Annotated in this window: 18 protein-coding genes; 3 read left to right on the forward strand and 15 right to left on the reverse strand. The window is 63.1% G+C overall.

The genetic code is table 11. The features are described from left to right. Positions 1 to 73: 73 nt before the first annotated feature. From ACZIRK_RS22645 to ACZIRK_RS22685, 9 genes are all read right to left on the reverse strand, one after another. Positions 74 to 364 carry a cyclic nucleotide-binding domain-containing protein gene (locus ACZIRK_RS22645; protein WP_207230933.1) on the reverse strand — a complete coding sequence of 97 codons (291 nt, stop codon included), beginning with the start codon at positions 362 to 364 and terminating at the stop codon, positions 74 to 76. A gap of 285 nt (positions 365 to 649) precedes the next feature. Then, the gene (locus ACZIRK_RS22650) at positions 650 to 1,267 is read right to left on the reverse strand and encodes a dihydroxyacetone kinase subunit L (protein WP_130223183.1); all 618 of its coding nucleotides are present in this window, start codon (positions 1,265 to 1,267) and stop codon (positions 650 to 652) included. Continuing rightward, a complete protein-coding gene (locus tag ACZIRK_RS22655; RefSeq protein WP_130223186.1) occupies positions 1,267 to 2,265 on the reverse strand; it encodes a dihydroxyacetone kinase subunit DhaK in 999 nt (332 codons plus the stop codon). Before ACZIRK_RS22655 ends, ACZIRK_RS22650 begins: the two co-directional genes overlap by 1 nt. Positions 2,266 to 2,291: 26 nt before the next feature. Then, complete coding sequence (locus tag ACZIRK_RS22660) at positions 2,292 to 3,341, reverse strand: ABC transporter ATP-binding protein (protein ID WP_130223188.1); 1,050 nt, start codon at positions 3,339 to 3,341, stop codon at positions 2,292 to 2,294. 35 nt (positions 3,342 to 3,376) lie between these two features. Beyond that, positions 3,377 to 4,216 carry a carbohydrate ABC transporter permease gene (locus ACZIRK_RS22665; RefSeq protein ID WP_207230935.1) on the reverse strand — a complete coding sequence of 280 codons (840 nt, stop codon included), beginning with the start codon at positions 4,214 to 4,216 and terminating at the stop codon, positions 3,377 to 3,379. Further along, positions 4,206 to 5,165, reverse strand: coding sequence for a carbohydrate ABC transporter permease (locus ACZIRK_RS22670; protein WP_080663507.1), 960 nt, complete (start codon positions 5,163 to 5,165; stop codon positions 4,206 to 4,208). The genes ACZIRK_RS22665 and ACZIRK_RS22670 overlap by 11 nt, the downstream gene beginning before the upstream one ends. Continuing rightward, positions 5,165 to 6,262: an ABC transporter substrate-binding protein gene (locus ACZIRK_RS22675; protein ID WP_463328130.1), complete on the reverse strand. Its 1,098-nt coding sequence runs from the start codon at positions 6,260 to 6,262 to the stop codon at positions 5,165 to 5,167. Before ACZIRK_RS22675 ends, ACZIRK_RS22670 begins: the two co-directional genes overlap by 1 nt. 24 nt (positions 6,263 to 6,286) lie before the next feature. Then, a complete protein-coding gene (locus ACZIRK_RS22680; RefSeq protein WP_463328131.1) occupies positions 6,287 to 6,565 on the reverse strand; it encodes a hypothetical protein in 279 nt (92 codons plus the stop codon). Positions 6,566 to 6,620: 55 nt separating this feature from the next. Then, the gene (locus ACZIRK_RS22685) at positions 6,621 to 7,520 is read right to left on the reverse strand and encodes a dihydrodipicolinate synthase family protein (RefSeq protein WP_028161552.1); all 900 of its coding nucleotides are present in this window, start codon (positions 7,518 to 7,520) and stop codon (positions 6,621 to 6,623) included. Between the two features lie 228 nt (positions 7,521 to 7,748). Here ACZIRK_RS22685 and ACZIRK_RS22690 point away from each other — a divergent pair, with 228 nt between their 5' ends. Beyond that, positions 7,749 to 8,555 (forward strand): IclR family transcriptional regulator, encoded by an 807-nt coding sequence (locus ACZIRK_RS22690; protein WP_463328132.1) that lies wholly within the window; start codon positions 7,749 to 7,751, stop codon positions 8,553 to 8,555. A gap of 69 nt (positions 8,556 to 8,624) precedes the next feature. On the opposite strand, the gene ACZIRK_RS22695 is transcribed toward ACZIRK_RS22690, so the two are convergent. From ACZIRK_RS22695 to ACZIRK_RS22710, 4 genes are all read right to left on the reverse strand, one after another. Further along, the gene (locus ACZIRK_RS22695; protein WP_130223194.1) at positions 8,625 to 9,644 is read right to left on the reverse strand and encodes a hotdog family protein; all 1,020 of its coding nucleotides are present in this window, start codon (positions 9,642 to 9,644) and stop codon (positions 8,625 to 8,627) included. A 109-nt stretch (positions 9,645 to 9,753) separates the two neighbouring features. After that, positions 9,754 to 10,761, reverse strand: coding sequence for a substrate-binding domain-containing protein (locus tag ACZIRK_RS22700; RefSeq protein ID WP_165435045.1), 1,008 nt, complete (start codon positions 10,759 to 10,761; stop codon positions 9,754 to 9,756). A 23-nt stretch (positions 10,762 to 10,784) separates the two neighbouring features. Beyond that, positions 10,785 to 11,774 carry an ABC transporter permease gene (locus ACZIRK_RS22705; RefSeq protein ID WP_130223198.1) on the reverse strand — a complete coding sequence of 330 codons (990 nt, stop codon included), beginning with the start codon at positions 11,772 to 11,774 and terminating at the stop codon, positions 10,785 to 10,787. Further along, positions 11,771 to 13,285 (reverse strand): sugar ABC transporter ATP-binding protein, encoded by a 1,515-nt coding sequence (locus ACZIRK_RS22710; RefSeq protein ID WP_130223200.1) that lies wholly within the window; start codon positions 13,283 to 13,285, stop codon positions 11,771 to 11,773. Before ACZIRK_RS22710 ends, ACZIRK_RS22705 begins: the two co-directional genes overlap by 4 nt. Positions 13,286 to 13,452: 167 nt before the next feature. On the opposite strand from ACZIRK_RS22710, the gene ACZIRK_RS22715 reads away from it, so the two are divergent. Both ACZIRK_RS22715 and ACZIRK_RS22720 read left to right on the forward strand, forming a co-directional pair. After that, a complete protein-coding gene (locus ACZIRK_RS22715) occupies positions 13,453 to 14,343 on the forward strand; it encodes a CoA transferase subunit A (protein WP_130223202.1) in 891 nt (296 codons plus the stop codon). Between the two features lie 3 nt (positions 14,344 to 14,346). After that, positions 14,347 to 15,159: a CoA-transferase subunit beta gene (locus tag ACZIRK_RS22720; protein ID WP_130223204.1), complete on the forward strand. Its 813-nt coding sequence runs from the start codon at positions 14,347 to 14,349 to the stop codon at positions 15,157 to 15,159. Positions 15,160 to 15,231: 72 nt separating this feature from the next. Here the strand turns inward: ACZIRK_RS22720 and ACZIRK_RS22725 are convergent, their stop codons facing one another. Next, a complete protein-coding gene (locus ACZIRK_RS22725) occupies positions 15,232 to 16,374 on the reverse strand; it encodes a CaiB/BaiF CoA transferase family protein (protein WP_463328133.1) in 1,143 nt (380 codons plus the stop codon). A gap of 19 nt (positions 16,375 to 16,393) precedes the next feature. Then, positions 16,394 to 17,449, reverse strand: a complete 1,056-nt coding sequence (locus tag ACZIRK_RS22730; RefSeq protein WP_463328134.1) for a LacI family DNA-binding transcriptional regulator — start codon at positions 17,447 to 17,449, stop codon at positions 16,394 to 16,396. Positions 17,450 to 17,640: the final 191 nt, after the last annotated feature.

The following is a 17,640-nucleotide window of genomic DNA, read 5'->3' on the forward strand; positions in this document are numbered from 1 at the left end:
CGCTGTTCGCGACGACGGCTCGGAACGTAGCGGCGTCGCCGCTGACCGCATTGATCTTTGGTAAGAAATCGCCTCAGCGCGAATCCGGCCCGCCATAGGCAATGGCCCGTCTCAGGCGACTGAGACTCTCCGGAGTGATGCCGAGCCATGCCGCGATGTGATGCTGCTTCAAGCGCCTGTGCAGGTCCGGCATCTTGTCGATGAAGTTCCGATAGCGCTTCATCGCATCGTCGTGGCGGAACGATATCTCGTCCGGCTCTTTCTCGATGATCCAATGCTGCTCCATGTAGCTGATGTAGAAGGCGGCGATATCGGAAAATTTGGAAACGAGCTTCCTGAACGCGGCGACATCATATTCCAGCACCGTGCTGTCCTCGATCGCCGTGATGGTGAATCGGCTCGGTTCGCCGAGGAGCGTCGCGCTGACCGAAGCCGCAATGCGGTTCTCCGAGCAAAAGTGCCGGCGCGGTCGGCTTCTTCGGCGAACTGTTCTTCCGGATGTTCACCTGCGGCGCTTTCTACAAATGCTTGTGTTTGAAGCGCTGTCGCGATGTATAATCCCGTTCTCAACCGATCTCGGCGTCCTGCTGTAATTACTCCTGTTCGCCAAGAGCGCGCGGATCGCTTCGTTTGCTCCGCGCGCAAGGCCTTATGAGGCATGATTGCCCTCCGTAACGGCGGTCACCAGCCTGACAAATGCCAGCATTCCGGGATCGTCGAGGCCGCGGCTCTTGTCGCCGAACATCCGCGCACGGCCGATCCTGCAGGGTTTGTCGTTGAAACCGGCCAACACAGCGGCGGCACCCTGCCGCGCGGCGCTGACCACCGCTGTCCAGTCCGACTTGCCCGTAACCGCCTTGGCAACGGCATCGATCGCGTCGATGACCGTCTTGTCACCGAGCGCCGATTGGCCGCGCTTCAGCATCGCGTCACGCACATCAGCAAGGATCGGACCCAGCTCCGAGGCGGCAAGCTCGGTGCGGCCTTTCGTGGCGCGAGCGAACGCGAGAAGTCCGGTCGCAAATAGCGTGCCAAGGCTGGAGCCGGTGGCAGCCGCGGCCGCCTGTGCAAGAGCGCCGCAGACACGGCCGAGATCGTCGCCGTCCTTCGCATCCACCGACGCCAGCCGCTCAATCACCCTGGCAAGCATACCGCCCGTGTCGCCATCGCCCAACTTCGCGTCGGCAGCATTGAGTTCTTGTTCGAGCTGCGGCATGGCGGCATGAGCGCGCGACGCTGCCGAAATGAGGGACTTTGCCGACAGCATCAGCCGACCGTCCAGAATGGGCAGTATGCGGGAGCAGCGAGAAGGCGTTCCAGTTCCTGGTCGAGGAAGCAAAGGCTGATCGAGGCGCCGGCCATCTCCATCGACGTCACATAGGGACCAACAAGCGGCATCACGATGTGTAGCCCGCGTGCCGCCAGGAGTTGGGCCGCTTTCCTGTAGAGGATGAACAGCTCTTCCAGCGGCGTCGCACCCAGGCTGTTGACGAGGATGGAGACCCGATTGCCGCAGCCCCGCGGCTGCTCCGCCAGAAGGCGCTCGATCATTTCGGTCGCGATCTCGTCAGCGGATCTCAGCTTGTCGCGCCAGATGCCGGGCTCGCCGTGAATGCCGATGCCCATCTCCATCTCATCCTCACCGACGGTGAAGGTCGATCTGTCCGCGCCGGGCACGCGGCAGGGCGCGGTCGCCATGCCGATGGTACGGGTCGCATCGACAGCTTTCTGCGCGATCTCGGCGACATCGGACAGGCTGGCCCCCTCCTCTGCGCGTGCGCCGGCGATCTTGTAGGCGTAGACGATGCCGGCGACACCACGCCGCTTGCGCGCCTCCTGAGGCGAGGCGCTGGCGATGTCGTCGCAGCCAAGCACGGTGCGCGTTTCGACGCCATCAAGCTCAAGCATCTCGGCGGCCATGTCGAAATTCATGCGGTCGCCGCCATAATTGCCATAGAGCAGCAGCACGCCGGCGCCACCATCAGCAAGCTTGATGGCCTCGGTGCAGGAGGCCACATTCGGTCCCTCGAAGACGTTGCCGATGGAGCAGGTGTCGAGCAGCCCCTTGCCGACATAACCGGTGAAGAGCGGCAGATGCCCCGAGCCTCCGCCCGAGACGATGCCGACCTTCCCCTGACGCGCGCCTTCCGCCCTGCGCACCACGCGCTTTGCCTCTCCGCCCAGAGCAAGCGAGGGATTGGCCGCCACGAGGCCGGCAAGCATCTCGTCAACATAGTCCGAGGGTGAGTTGATGATTTTCTTCATGAGAAGCCCTCCTGAATGGCACAAGGTCAGTTGCCGATACGCGCTTCGGTCCCGGGATCGAACAGATGAATGACGGGGTCGAACGCCAGCTTGATGACGTCCCCTACAGCAGCCGTGATGCGCTCCCGGACAACGGCCGTGACTGGCGTCGTGCCGACACGAAGCTGCAGCACGGTCTCGGCACCGGTCGGCTCTATCAGCAATATGGTCCCGTCCACGCCCGCTTTGCCGACGTGGATGTGCTCCGGCCGGATGCCGAAGATCACCTTCCGTCCGTCCTGCATGCCCGGCGCCGAACAGAGATCTACGCCGCCATCGGCGATGATGCGCCCGCCGCTCGCGATCGCCGGAATGAAGTTCATCGCCGGCGAGCCGATGAACCCGGCCACGAACTTGTTGACCGGCTTGTCGTAAAGATCCAGCGGTCGTCCGACCTGCTCGACCGTGCCGCCGCGCAGCACGACGATCTTGTCGGCCATGGTCATCGCCTCGATCTGATCGTGCGTGACATAGACCGTCGTGGTCTTGAGCCGCTGGTGCATGTTCTTGATTTCGGAGCGCATCTGCACGCGCAGTTTGGCGTCGAGGTTCGACAACGGCTCATCGAACAGGAACACTTGCGGGTTGCGCACGATGGCGCGGCCCATGGCCACGCGCTGCCGCTGGCCGCCGGAGAGCTGGCGCGGATAGCGTTCCAGATAATTGTCAAGGTCGAGAATGGACGCCGCCCGACGCACCAGCTTTTCGATCTCTGCCTTCGGACGCTTCTGCAGCCGCAGCGCGAAACCCATGTTTTGAGCGACCGTCATCTGCGGGTAGAGGGCGTAGTTCTGAAACACCATCGCAATGTCACGGTCTTTCGGCGCGACGTCGTTGACAACGCGGCTGCCGATGCTGATCGCGCCGGAACTGATGACCTCCAGCCCGGCGATCATGCGCAGCAGCGTGGACTTGCCACAGTCCGACGGCCCGACGAGCGTGACGAACTCGCCGTCTTCGATGTCGACCGAAATCCCGTGGATCACCTCAAGAGAGCCGTAGCGCTTGCGCACGTCCTTGATCGTTACAGTACTCATTGCATGTTTCTTCCTTCGCGAAGGGCGAGCCCGCGTCAGCCCTTGACCGCGCCCGCGGTCATGCCCGCGACGAGGTACTTGCGCATCAGCACCGAGAAGAGCAGCACAGGCATCATGATCAGCGTGCCGCCGGCGGCGATCTTGCCCCACTCCCAACCTTCGTAGTTCATGAAGTTCACGACCTCGACGGGAGCGGTCATGGCGCTGTTGCGGGTCAACGTCAGGGCGAAGAAGAAGTCGTTCCAGGAATAGAGGAAGCACAACATTGCCGTGGTGGCGATCGCCGGAGTGGACATCGGAAGAACGATCAGCACGAATGTCTTCCAGAGGCTGGCACCATCTATCCAGGCGGCCTCTTCCAGCGCGCGCGGCGTCCCATCGAAGAAATTGCGCATCAGCCACACGACCAGCGCGAGATTGAAAGTCAGGTAGACGATGATGAGGCCGGTCTTCGTGTCCAGTAGTCCAAGATTGCGGTAAACGAGGAAGTAGGGAATGGCGAAGGCGACCGGCGGCGCCATTCGCGAGGCCAGGATAAGCAGCGAGAACGTGCGCTCGCGACGCATGGTGGCGCGCGACAGCGCGTAGGCGCCGGGCGTTCCGATCATCAGCGCCAACGCGGTCGAAACCGTGCTGGTGACGATGCTGTTCCAGATCGACACCGAGAACCGGCCAGTCCACAACCCTTCGTAGTTCTTCAGCGTCGGCTTGAAGAACAAGCCATCTATTCCGGTGAAGAACTCGTCCGACGGCTTGAAGCTCATCACCACAAACCACAGGAAGGGCAACAGCGTCAGGATCGCGAGCACGATGACGAGCGTGTTGGCAAGAATGCGTTCGCGACGTGGCAGATAGGAGGGAGCGTTAGTCGACACGGGACTCTCCTGCAACGACGCGGATGATGATCCAGCTCAGCAACAGCGTGATCGCAAGCAGCACCATGGTGACTGCCGACGAGTAGCCGATATAGCTGTAGTTGAAGGACTGCGAGAAGACGTAATAGTTGGAGACTTCGGTCACGGTGCCCGGCCCGCCATCGGTAAGGATATAGATCAGCGGGAAGGTCTTGATGCTGTCGATCAATCGGAACAGGCCGGCAACCAGGAGCGTGTTCCGCAGATAAGGCAGCGTCACGAACCAGGTGAGCTGCCAGCTTGTCGCGCCGTCAATGCGGGCGGCCTCGCGCAGCTCCTCGGGCATCATCGAGAGCGCCGCCAGGATGATCAGCATCGTGAAGGGAAACCATTCCCAGGTATCGGCGATGATGATCGCGGTCAGCGCCCAATTGGCATCGGTGATCGGCGTCGCGACGGACCAGCCAAGCGCTTTGAATATCCACCACGCCGGGCTGATGTCGGGCGAGTAAAGCACCTTCCAGATGATCGCCACGACGATGGGTGGCAACACCATCGGCACGAGAAACGTCGAGCGCAAGGCCTCCATCAGCGCGGTGCGCATGTTCAGCAGCAAGGCCACGACGAGGCCGAGCAGGAGCTGCAGCACCACGGTGAAGAACGACAGCTTGAGCTGCACCCACAGGCTGTTGTGCAGCCTGCTGTCGCCGAACAGAACCTTGTAGTTGGCCAGCGGGTCCGAGAAATTCCAGGCGGTTCCCGGCGTCGCCAGGCTCAGCGGCGTAAAGCTGGTGACCAGAAGATAGATCGTCGGCAGCAGCGTGACGATGGCGAGGATCACGAGCACCGGCGTCAGCAGCATCCAGAAAAAGCGGATCCGCTGTCGTTCGAAATGGGGAAGCGCGCCGATAGCTGCGCCACGGCCATCGCTGGCCGCGGCGTAATCCGACACCTTGGTGGAGATCGACATTAAAGCGCAACACCGGCCTTGCGCAGATCGGCAACGGCTTCGGCCTGTGCCGTCGCCATGGAAGCCTCCGCGCTCTGCTGACGCGAGGCGATGCGCTCGATCGCCTTGTTGATCTTGTCGCCCACTTGCGGAAAGACCGGGACGGTACGGTAGCTCATGTAGTTGCCCTCGCCGGCCCGCTCCAAAATTTGAAGATAGAGCGCGGCGACATCCTGACCGTTGATGTTGAGCACCTTGCGGTATTCCGGATCGTCGATGATGGACCGGCGCGGAACGGCGAGGCCGCCGCGCTCGAACGCGATACGCCGGAACGTCTCCTTCGAGGTTGCCCACTGAATGAAGGCCCACGCGGCTTCCTTCTGCCGCGCGCCGACCGGAATGCCGTAGCCGTTGGCATTGGAGCCCGGGAACCTGCCGCCGGCGCCCTTCGGGATCATGCCGAAGCGTGTCGTCTCCTTGACCTTGGAATCGGCGCGCTTGGCGAGCGGCAGCACCCAGGCCATCGCGTTGGTGCGAATGTTGGCGCGCCCCTCCGTCTGGCTGCGCAGCGCCTGATCGTCCGTGAACGACAACACGCCCTGCGGGCCGTATTTGCTGAGGAGATCCCCATAATATTGCGCGGCGTGCGCCGCTTCCGGCGTATCGAGCGTCGGCATCAGATCGTCCGGCGCCTTGCGAAACACCTTGCCACCCATGTTCATGAGGTAGGGCGGGAAATTCCAGTGATGCAGCTTGTCGTTCACGTAGGCCGCAACGCCATCCTTGCCATGGACGGCCGCGCAGACCGCAGCGAGCTCTTCGAGCGTCTCTGGGATCTTGAGACCGGCCTTCTCGATCAGGTCGTAACGCGCGATCCCCATCATCATCGCGCCGGCCTCCCAGGCGAAGCCGTAGGTCTTGCCGTCCTTGCCGCGGAACGGGGTCTGGGTGCCGCTGACGAAGTCGTCGGGATTCCACTCCGCGGGAGTCTGGTTGCGATCACTGACGAACGAGTCCAGCGGCGCGAGCCAGCCCGCACCAACCCAGCGCCCCGAATAAGGGAACGTGATGTTGATGAAGTCGTAGCTCGATCCCTGCGTGGAAAGCTCGAGATCCATGCGCTGGTTGTAGACGGGGAAAGCCTAGAGATCGATCTCGACCTTCATCCCTGTCGCCTTCTCGAACTCCGGCAGATAGGCCTTCACATTCTCATGGAAGACGTGCTGGAAGCAGGCGCCGCGAAGCGTGACGCCATCGAACCGCTTCGCCTGGGCCAGCACTGCGGGAGAGCGCAGGCCGACGGCGGCGCCGGCCGTCAGCGCAGCCATCGTCCTCAAGACGTCCCGGCGATTGATGGCGCCGGCCGCCGGGAGAGCAGCATCAGCCGCTTCGGGATTCGCCGCTTCGGGACTCCTGGACATGTTCTTCCTCCGCGCTAGGCACTTTGCGCGCCGATTTTGTGGATATGAGAGACGATCAGCGTCCCGGATCGAACGCGAGCAGGGCTTCGAGCGCCGGACGGATGACCTTCTTCTGCTCTTCACTTGCCGGCGGCATGGGATGCCGCGGCGCCAGGCCGACGTGATCGCCCTGAAGTTCGAGGCAATACTTGACGAGAGCCGGAAGATTCTCGTGGCCCATCAGGTTCCAGAATGGGACGAGCTTGTTATGGATCTTCAGTGCGAGCTCATGATCGCCGCGCTCGACCGCATCCCACAGCGCGACGCAGGGACCCGGCGCGGCCGTCGGCGAAGCAGCCAGAGTGCCTTGCGCACCCATCATGAAGCACGGATACAGAAGGTCATCGATGGCGGCGAGGATCGCCTTGCCCTTCGGCGCGCGGATTACCAGCTCGGCGGCGCGCTTGATGTTGCCCTGGCTCTGCTTGATGCCGATGACGCCCGGGATCTCCTCCAGAATGCGCAGGACGAGCTCGGTGCTGAGCAGATTCCAGGGAATGACGTTGTAGATGACAAGAGGAATGCCGACTGTTTCCCAGATGCGCTTGAAATAGTCGAACATCGCCTGTTCGCCGTAGTCGAACACGTAGAATGTCGGGGTGACCTGCAGCGCGGTGATGTTAAGACCGTTAAGCGCCTTGGCCTTGGCAACCACATCGCGCGTGCTGTTGGAAATGATGCCGGCTACGACCGGCACCTTGCCGTTGACCTCTTCGACAGCAGCCGCAGCGAGCTGACGCAGTTCGGCGGTCTCGAGCGTGAACCCCTCGCCGGTCGAACCGCCGAAGCACACGCCATGCACCTTCTTGCTGAGAATATAGCGGACATGAGACCTGAACTTGGCCTCCTCGATGTTGCCGTCCTGATCGAACGGGGTGACGAGCGCCGGGATGATTCCCTTCAAGGTGGTGCTCATGATTTACGATGACTCCGCAGCTCTAGTTGATCCTGATAAATGGCACCGATAACGGCGCACCTTTTCCTTGTCAAAAATCGTCAACGAATTGAAATTACGTAGCTAATTGCGTTTTCGTCGAAACAATATCCCGATAGTCGGGATAAAATATGAATTTCATCCGTTTGCTCGTAGAACGAGTATCCCATATATTCGGACGTCCAGAGGTCATATTCAGGACGGGAAAACATGGACGCCGTGAACAGCGAGGCGGACAAAGACAGCGGCGCCGAAACCTCCGCGCAGAAGATGCAGAAGGTGCTTCAGTGCTTCTCAGTCCTGGAGCGCAGCCTCAGTGTTTCCGAGATCGCCGAACGAACCGGCATGCCGCGCAGCACCGCGCACAGATGGTGCGTCTCGCTACGCGAGATCGGCTTCCTCGATCAGGATCATACCAGGGACGAGTACCGGTTGGGCCTGAGCCTGCTTCAGCTCGGCAACACCGTGCTGTCGAGCATGGATCTGCAGAAGCAGCAGCGGCCGATCGTCGAATCGCTGACCCAGGCTTCGCAGGAAGGTGTGCATCTGGGTGTATTCGACGGCATCAGCATGGTGTTCGTGTCGCATACTCCGGGTGGACCACTGGTCCGCAACAACTCCAGCACGCTCGTCGAGTCATCACCTTGTTATTGCACGAGCGTCGGCAAGGCCGCGCTGGCCTTCCAACCTGCCCCGGTCGTCCAGCGTATCATCGACATGGGCCTGGTGGCCTACACGCGCAACACGATCACCGATCCCGACAAGCTTCGCGAGGAGCTGCGGATCATCCGCGAGCGCGGCTATGCTCTCAACAATGGCGAGTTTGAACCGCATACGCGTTGCATTGGCGCCCCGATCCGCAATGCCAGCGGAAAAGTGATCGCCGCCATCAGCGTCACAGGCACGTCCAAACGCCTGCCCGATAGCCGCGTCAAGAACATTGCCCCGCTTGTGGTCCAGCACGCCGACGCGCTCTCCATTCAGCTTGGCTACCGCATCCGCGGCGTGGCCAGCTAGCGCCTTTCGAGCGAAGCATGCGCTCGGACTTGATCCGAGGGTAGACAGCGGTTCGCGTGAAGAAAACCGTCAGGCTGGCAACCTGCACGACGCCCAGCCGACCGCGGTGAGCTTGGCATCCGATGCGCGGCGCGCCCAGACCTCGAGCTCGACGACACGCACGCCATCGGCCAGCGTGCCCACAGCCGTCACCACGCCCGAGAACGACACCGGATCGAACACCTGCAGCGTGTTGATGAATTTCATCTTCAGCCAGCCTTTGGTAAACCAGGCTGCGCCGAACACCCGCGCCATCAGCTCCGCTGCGGCGCCGTATTCCTGCTGGCCCTGCACGATCAGGGTCGGCAGCTTGCCTTTCTTGGCAATCTGCAGATCGTTGTGCGTATTGCGCACGTATTCGCCGATGCGCGAGAAGACAGCGGTCTGCTCGGCCGTGAAGACCTTGGCGAGCGGCGTCAACACGTCGCCCACAGCCACATCGCTACCGGCCTTCTCGATCCGCCGCGCACAGTCCGCAACCTCTCCCGTCACGCTGCGTTCGGTCGTCTTGCTGCTGCCGCGGCCGGCGATGAGACCCGGCACCGTGCGCAGGATCTCGACGCCGCGGTGTCTGACGATGCTGCGCCCGTCCTCGGCGGTCGCCTGGGCTTCCATGACCACATAGCCTTGGCCGCGCCGCTCATAGGCCTCGACATACTGGCCGGAGAGCGTCACGCGTTCGCCCAGCTTCACCGGACTATCGAACCAGATCTGCTCCTCGGTGTGGAAACCCACCGTCTTGCTGGCACGATAACGCGTGGTGAAGAGCTGGACGAGATCATTGCCCAGCAGCGCCGGATGACCGATGCGCGCACCGTCGAACGGGCTCTCGCCCCGCAGGTACCAGGCACCATAGTCGTCCTGGGTGAAAGCGAAGCGCTTGATCTTGTGATCGTCGATGGTGATCGTCACCGGCCCCAGTTCCTCCGGGATCCGCAGGTTCTCGAACACCGGCTCCTTCAGGCCGGCTTCGAGGTCATCTACGGTCACGGCCCGGCGAGGGTCGGTCAGATCGCGCCAGGGGTTCGGTGCGGCGGTCGATTGGGTCATGGTCACGTCCTGGAAGCGCTCTTCGATTGCTGCGCGAACGGCGGCCGGCTGCGGCTTCGGCCGAATGCAAGGAAACAACGGCCCCCGGCCGGAGTCGGGGATCGGAGCATCAGAAGGTCAGGCGTGAAGGCAGGACCTTCCGCTTGCGGCTCTCCGGGTCATACCACTCGGTCACATTCGACTTGGTGATCAGCGGGGAATCGAAGGCGATCGTCTTCTTGATCGGCTTGCCGCGCAGGATCTGCACCGCGGCCTCGATCCCCTCCGAGCCGAACGGAAGATACTCCCACACGCCGTCGAGATCGCCCTTGTAGATACCTTCCAGTGCCTCGACCGTGAGACCGTCATAGCCGGTGAACCACATCTGGTCCTTGCGCCCCGCCTCTTTGGCGGCGCGCACAGCGCCGAGAGCCATGTCGTCATTATGGCAGTAGACCGCGTCGATCTGCTTGTTGGCCTGGAGCAGATCCTCCATGCCCTTGATGGCCTGGGTGCGGTCGTAGTTGGCGACGATGTGGCCAATGATCTTGATGTCCGGATGCTTCTCGATGACTTCACGCCAGCCTTTCCCGCGCTGCTGGTTGATTACCGATCCAGGCTTGCCCTCGATCTGCGCAATCAGACCTTTGCCGCCGAGCTTCTTGACGTAGTACTCGCCGGCCGAACGCGAGGTCGCCATGGTGTCGGTCGCGAGGTGACACGCGAAATCAACGCCGCCGGCCAGCGGCGAGCTGAGTACCACGATCGGAATCTTGGCTTCATTGATCTGCCTGACCGCGGGCGTGATCGCCTCGGCGTAGTAAGTCGAGATGATGATGATGTCGACGTTGCGGACGAGCAGATCCTCGATGTCGCGGACCTGCTTGGCCGGCTGGTCGTTGGCATCATAGACGACGGTCTTGAGACCGTACTTCTTGGCGGTCTCCTCGATGCCTGCCTGTTGCTGCTTGATCCACTCGGTGTTGGAGAAGGACATCGTGAAGCCGACGGTCTTTCCCTGCACGGCCTGCGCAAACGAGTCTTGTCCCCAGATGGCGCCGGACGCGAGCGCCGCAGCGCCGGCGCCGAGCTTGAGGATGTCGCGGCGGTTCGCCCGCCGCGTTCCGTCGTGGGTCATGATTTCTCCTCCAATTGCGGGCTTCAGCGCCGCTTTCTCCATTCGCTCATGACGACCGCCAGAACGATGATCACGCCCTTGAGCAGCATCTGAGAATAAGGTGACACGTTGAGCAGGTTGAGGACGTTCGATAGGAACGCCATGATCAGCACGCCGAGCACCGTGCCGCCGACACCGCCGACGCCGCCATCGAAGGTGGTGCCGCCGATCAGCGTGGCTGCGATGGCGTCGAGCTCATAGAGCGTGCCGGCATTGGGCTCGCCGACAGTGAGGCGGCTCGCCAGGACCACGCCCGCAAGACCCGCCAGCAGCCCGCTCACCGTGTAGACGAGCACCTTGTTGCGCTCGACTGCGATGCCCGAGAGGCGAGCCGCCTCCTCATTGGCACCGACGGCGTAGACGGCGCGGCCGAACACGGTATAGCGGAGCGTCACAGCCGCGATCAGCCATACGAACGCGAACAGCACCACCGGCGCCGGAACAGGCCCGATGAAGCCGGACCCGAGAAAAGTGAAGGCCGCCGACGCATCGCGCACGATGACGTTGCTGCCTTCCGTATAGATGTAGACGAGGCCACGCACGAAGATCATCGTGCTCAACGTCGCGATGAAAGGCTGCAGGCGCAGGCGCGTGATCAGCAGCCCGTTGACGATGCCGACCGCGACCCCCGCCGCGACCCCGACCAGCACCGCGGCGCCCACGCCGTAGTGCGCGAAGCCGGCGGTCAAGGCGGCCGAAATGCCGACGATGGAGCCGGCCGAGAGGTCGATTCCCCGGTTCAAGATGACGTAGGTCATCCCGATGCTGACGAGGCCGATCATGGTCGCCCCGCGCAACACATTCAGGATATTGCGCGAGGACAGGAAGTACGGCGACAGCAGGCTCGCCACGACGAGCAGCAGCACGAGTGCGAGCACGTTGCTGTAACGCACCAGCAAGCCCAGGGCCCGGTTGTAACCGGAGTTGGCGGATTTGGGAGAGGCCGCGCCTTCCGTGATGGCGGTGTCGGTCATGCGTGAAGCTCTTGCTTGATGGATTGAGCGGGGAGGGCGAGAGCGAGCAGGCTTTCTTCCGTCGCACGGTCGCCCTCGACTTCGCCGGTGATCCGCCCGTCGCTCATGACGAGCACGCGATCGGCCATGCCCAGGATCTCGGGCAGTTCGGAGGAGATGAGCAGGACCGCAATTCCCTCGCGGGCGAGTTGATCGACGAGCGCGTAGATCTCACGCTTGGCGCCCACATCGATACCGCGGGTGGGCTCGTCAAGGATGAGCACGCGCACGCCCTTGAGGAGCCATCGCGCAAGGATGCATTTCTGCTGGTTGCCGCCGCTCAGCACGGCGACCGGCTGCTCGGCATGAGGGGTCCGCACGTTGAGGCGGCCGATAAACGCCCGCGCCTGCTCGGCCTGCTTGCGGCTGTTGAGCACGCCGAAGCGGCTGTGCTTCTCCGGAGCCGCGAACGCGATGTTCTCGCGAACCGAAAGCGGCATGAAGAGGCCGTCGCGGCGATCCTCGGCGATGTAGGACACGCCCTTTCTGATCGCGTCCGCCGGGCTGCGCAGGACGACCGGTTCTCCGTCGATCAGGATGCGCCCCGCCGAGATCGGGGCTGCACCGAACAGGGCGCGCGCCAGCTCCGTTCGGCCTGCGCCGACCAGGCCGGAGAGGCCGAGAATCTCGCCGGCGCACAACGTCAGGCTTGCGTCCCTGAAGCCGTGACCTGAAATCTCCCGCGCCTCCAGCACCGGCTTGCCGGGCACCCTCCCCTTGGCGGGGAAGCGCTCGCCAAGATCACGCCCGACCATGAGGCCGATCAGCACATCCTTGCTGGTCGACGCCACGTCCAGGGTCGTCACCCTGCGGCCATCCTTCAGGACGGTGACGCGCGAGGCGATCCGGAAAATCTCGTCCAGATGATGCGAGATATAAAGAAAGCTGACGCCATCGGCCTGCAGCCCCCGCACGATGGTGAAGAGGCGATCGACCTCCACCGGCGTGAGACTCGCGGTCGGCTCATCGAGAATGATCAGACGCGCCTTGAATGCGAGCGCCTTGGCGAGTTGGATGAGCTGCCGCTGCGCGATCGACAATGCCTCGACCAGGGTACGCGGATCGAGATCGAGGCCGACACGCTCCAGTAATTCGGCGGTCCTGCGATCGGCTTCGGCCCAATCCACCCGTCCCCAGGCCGCCAGCGGCAGGCGTCCCATAAAAACGTTTTCCGAAATGGACAAAGGACTGCAAAGCTTTGGCTCCTGATGCACCATGCTGATCCCGAGCTCGAGCGCCGCGAAGGGATCCGGAATCCGCACCGGACGGCCATCCAGCAAGATTTCGCCGCCATCCGGCGTGTAGATTCCGTCCAGGACCTTCATCAGGGTCGATTTTCCGGCGCCGTTTTCTCCAATAAGCGCATGTATTTCACCGCGCTCGACCAGCAATGACACCTGATCAAGCGCCACCACGCCGGGAAACGACTTCGAAATACCGCGAACATCAAGAAAAGCCGGGACCGGCGCCAAGTATTTCCTCCATCTCACCCGCGTCTCCACAGTTTTGAGACTTGTCGCGCGGTGTATGATCGATATAAAAACGTTTTTATATCGGACGCGCAAGCTGAAAATGCGATCTGGCGGCCGATCACGTTGTGAAATTTTGTGGGGTCCGCCTCACGGTGCCGGGAGCCGCCATGAAGAACAAGCTCGTTTCACTCGAGGCCGCGCTGGCCCCGATCCCGTCCGGCGTGACGCTGGCGATCGGCGGGAGTCTGCTGCGCCGCCAGCCCAATGCGGCCGTCCGCGAATTGATCCGCCGCGAGATCAAGGACCTCACCTTGATCACATGGGCGACCACCACCGCGACCGACATGCTGGCGGCGGCGTGCGCGATCCGGCGCTGGGAGGGCATCTATGCGGGGATGTTCAGCCACGGCCTCGCGCCCAATTTCAGGCGCGGCGTCCAGAGCGGGACCATCACGGCGCGCGACTTCTCCGAATGCGCGATCGTGGCGCGTTTCCGCGCGGCCGCAGCGGGGCTTGCCTTCATGCCCGTTCGCTCGCTGCTCGGCTCCGACATGGCGGCGCGCAATCCGGAGCAAATCCGGCCGATGACCTGCCCCTTCAGCGGGGACAAGCTTCATGCAGTCGCCGCAGCCGACGCCGATTTCACCATCATTCATGGTTACGCCGGCGACTGCTACGGCAACGTGCAGTGGCCCGTCGTGCGCGACAGCGACGACATCGACCAGCTCATGGCGAGCGCCGCCAAACGGCTCATCGTCACCGTCGAGAAGATCATTCCGCACGAGCACGTCAAGGCGCAGCCGACCCTCACCTATATTCCGGGACAGTGGGTCGAGGCCATCGTCGAGGTCCCGCAAGGCGCGCATCCGGCGGCCTGCGACTCCATCTACGACGAAGACGAAGAGCACCTGCGGCTTTACCTCGAGCACGCCAAGACCCCCGAAGGCATGACGAGCTACCTCGACCGCTTCGTCCGCACACCACGGACTCACGACGAGTACCTTCACGCCAGCGGCGCTTCCGCCCGCCTCCCGTCCCTTTCCGTTCAGCAGGGCTGACGCATGAACACGCTTACCGCCACCGGCTTCACCGTCAACGAACTCGCAGCCTGTATCATTGCGCGCGAAATCAGGGATGACGACCTGATCTTTGTCGGCGTCGGCACCAACGGACGCGCCTTCACGCTCGCCGTCGGCATCCCGCTCACCGCGTGTCGGCTCGCGCAACTACGCCACGCGCCCGGCGCGACGGTCTACTGGGGCAACCTGTTGGATCCGGACCTCTCCAGCATGCCCGACAATCTCCGCCAGGACAGCCTGACGCGCTGGCATGCCGCGGCCTGCCCGGCCGACACGGGCTTCAAATGCGACATGCTTGGCCGCGGCCGCTTCGACGTCTCGTTCGAGTCCGCGGCGCAGGTCGATCGCCACGGCAATCTCAACATCACCGCGATCGGCGATTATGCAAAGCCGGATGTACGGCTGGTCGGCTGCCTCGCCCAGCCCGAGCATCTGGCCTTTGTACGCCGTCCCATCATCGTGGTGGACCTCGACAAGCGTACGTTCGTGGAGCAGGTCGATTTCGTGACCAGCGTCGGCCACCGGGTGCGGGGCACTCCGCGTCGGGAATTTGGCCTGCCAGGGCCGGGCCCGGCGCTCGTCGTCACCGACAAGGCCATCTTCGACTTCGGGACCGACGGCGCCATGCGCCTGCGTTCGCTGCATCCGGGCGTGACGCTCGATGACGTGCGCTCACGCATGGGCTTCGCGCCGACCATTCCCGGAAAGATCCCCGTGACGGAGCAACCGTTGCCCGAGGAGTTGCGCCTGCTGCGCGGGGTGATTGATCCACGCGGCGTATTGATGCGGGTTTGAGCGCCCCCGAATAATGTGGCACGAACGTGCCGCGGGGCGGCGCCGTCGCCCCGTGCGCGTTCGGCGCTCACTTCAGCCGAGCCAGTCCGCCACCACCTCGCTGGTGTGCTCTCCGATCGACGGCGCCCGCCGGCGGATGCTGTTCGCGGTCTCCGAGAGCTTCACGGTGACCCCGTGCATCGGCACATTGCCGTCGGGATAAGCGATATCGACGATCTGCTCGCGATGCTTGAGCTGCGGATTTGTGACCACTTCGGCAATGGTGGCGACCTTCCCGCACGGCACCTCGGCACGCGCCAGCGTCTCGACCACGTCGTCGGAGTGGTGCTGGGCGATCCAGCCGGCGATGGTGGTTTCGATCGCGTCAGCGTTGGCCATACGTGCAGCGTGCGTGGCGAACCGATCATCCGAGAGCAGGTGCTCGAGACCGGCCGCCTTGCACAAGCGGGGAAACAGCGCATCATTGCCGGCATTGAAGTGAATCCAGCGCTCGTCCTTGCAACGATAGTTGTTGGCGGGCGCAGAATAGCGGTCGCGCGCGCCCTTGCGCGTGGCCTCCGTTCCGAACAGCGCGTATTCGGGAATGGCGGTCAGCAGCAGGGTCACCGCGCTGTCCAATAGCGCAGCGTCAACCACCTGCCCTCGTCCTGTCCGCTCGCGCGCCTGCAAGGCTCCGAGCGCACCGACGGTCGCGTAGAGGCCGGTCACCTGATCGACGACGAAGGCGCCTGAAGGGACCGGCTTACCGCCGGCCTCGCCCGTGATCTCCATCAGGCCGCTCATGGCCTGCGCGATGACGTCGAAGCAGGGGCGCTGCGCATGCGGTCCGGTCTGTCCGAAGCCGGAGATGCGCACCATGATCAGACGCGGATTGATGGCGGAAAGCTCCTCGTAGCTGCATCCCATCTTCTCGAGGGTGCCCGGCCGGAAATTCTCGATCAGGATGTCCGCTTTGGCGGCGAGGTCGCGCAGGAGCTGCTGGCCCTCGGCGCTGCGATAGTCGAGCGCAACGCTGCGCTTGTTGCGATTGAACATCATGACATAGAGACTCTCGCCTCCGATCTTTGGCGCAATCGCCCGGGCATCCTCACCTTTGCCGGCCCGCTCCACCTTGACGACGTCGGCGCCCATGTCGCCCAGCAGCATTCCGCAAACAGGTCCCGCAATGAAGCGCGACAAATCGAGGACCTTGATCCCCTCAAGCGAACCGGCCATTTCCTCTCCTTGACTGGAATTATACGGCTTCTTTCTTGCGCTTCCTGCCCGCCGCCTGGGGGGCGCGCGCGGTGGACCCGCGGACCACGAGGCCCGTCGGGAAAATCTGCTCGCGTGCCGGCGACGGACGCTGATTGCGGATCCGCTTCATCAGCATCTCCGCCGCGGCCGCGCCCATGGTGCGCTTCTGCAGATGGATGGTGGTGAGATCGATACGACGGAAGGAAGCGAGCTGGATGTCGTCGAGACCGACAACCGAGAGATCGCTCGGCACCTTGATGCCGAGCTCCATGGCCGCCTCGATCACGCCCATGGCGTTCAGGTCGTTGCTGGCCATGATCGCGGTGGGGCAATTGGGCAGAGACAACAAGCGCAGGCCGGCGTCATAGCCGGTCGGCAAATTGTAGTCGCCGTTGAAGATGAGTTCGGCATCCCGGTCCAGCTTCAGGCGGCGGACCGCGGCCTTGTAGGCCTCGAGCCGTTCGGCGGCGGTCGAGGAGTCCATGGGACCACGCACGAAGCCGATGCGGGTATGGCCGAGACTGGCGAGATGATCGACCGCCTGGGTGATTCCGCCGACATTGTCGGAACCGACATAGTCATCCTCGTGGCGCGGACTGCGCCGCTGGACCAGCACAAACGGCGTCCCCGAATCGAGCAGCTCGCGAACGCGCGGCGTATCCGTGTATTGGGAGATCAGCACCATGCCATCGACCTGGCTGTCGAGCAGCGCGCGCATATGCCAGATCTGCTTCTCCTCATCGCCATCCGTGTTGCAGAGAAGCAGGCTGCACTTTTCGCGGATCGCCACGTCCTCCACGCCACGGACGAAATCCGGAAAGGCCGGGTTGGCGACGTCCGCGATCAGGACGCCGATGGTGAAGCTGCGCTGCATCCGGAGCGCCCTGGCCACGGCAGACGCACGATAGCCGAGACGCTCGGCCGTCTCCTTCACCAGCCGCCGGGTCTCCTCGCTCACATGCTGTTTGCCAACCAGCGCGTTGGAGACGGTCGAGAGGGCGATGCCGCACTCGTTGGCGACATCCTTGATCGTTACGCGCTTCTTGTCTTTCATGTCTCAGGCTCTCCGACACCCATGCACCGTTCGGCAGCAATAGCGGCCGGCCGGGCTTCGTCCAGATTCAGACCCTGAGAGAACGCACATCGCAAGCAGATTAAGTCCGCAGTTGACCCCGGCGTCATAGCACGTGTAGCTTGCAAAACCAAGAAACGTTTTCGGAAATCGTTTCGTGGCTTGTCAGGCCG

The organism is Bradyrhizobium sp. Leo114 (assembly GCF_055229415.2).